At 69.9% G+C, this 618-nt stretch carries 1 protein-coding gene; it reads left to right on the top strand.

Annotated features, from left to right (window positions below):
* Positions 1-246: 246 nt before the first annotated feature.
* A partial coding sequence (locus ABD323_RS43705; protein ID WP_344447572.1) for a DUF1254 domain-containing protein occupies positions 247-618 on the top strand: 372 nt, incomplete at its 3' end.

Below are 618 nucleotides of genomic sequence, written 5' to 3'. Positions count from 1 at the left end.
CCGATGGCCACGCCGCAGGGCTTCGGACACGTAGGCGCGGCCGAGGAAGGAGGAGCCGCCGATCACGAGGAGGTTCATACCGTCAGCCTGCGCCCCTCGGGCGGTGGCCGGTAGCGGGGTTCGCCCTGGGCAAAGCCGGTTCGCCGAGAGCTGACGCTCCGTCCGACATGCCGGTCGGTCGTGGGCGGCATAGCATCCGTTCCGTACGGTTCATGACGGTATGTCCGACCTGGGGAGCGCGACGGCATGGGTAACCCGGCACTGGTGGATCCGGCGACGGTGCGCAGGACGGCGGCGGAGGGCTGGATCTGGGGATTCAGCCTGCTGGAGAACTACCGCACCATGTACCCGCAGGCCATCGACGAGGCGGACCCCCGGTACGTGGGCGGCTTCGGCGTCTTCCGGCACTACCCGAAGCCCTTCACCCCCGCCAACACCGACGTGGTGACCCCGAACAACGACACCCCCTACTCCTGGGCCTGGCTCGACCTGCGGGCCGAGCCGTGGGTGATCGAGGTCCCGGCGATGAACCGCTACTACGTGATCCCGGTGCACGAGCTGGACACCCCGTACCTCGGCTTCGTCCGCTCCCGGGCCACCCCCCAGGGGGCCGGCCCT

The organism is Kitasatospora nipponensis (genome assembly GCF_039528135.1).
In the GTDB taxonomy this organism is placed as follows: Bacteria; Actinomycetota; Actinomycetes; order Streptomycetales; family Streptomycetaceae; genus Kitasatospora; species Kitasatospora nipponensis.
The sequence above is the reverse complement of the archived record's forward strand: the minus strand, read 5'-3'. Positions and strand labels throughout refer to the sequence as shown.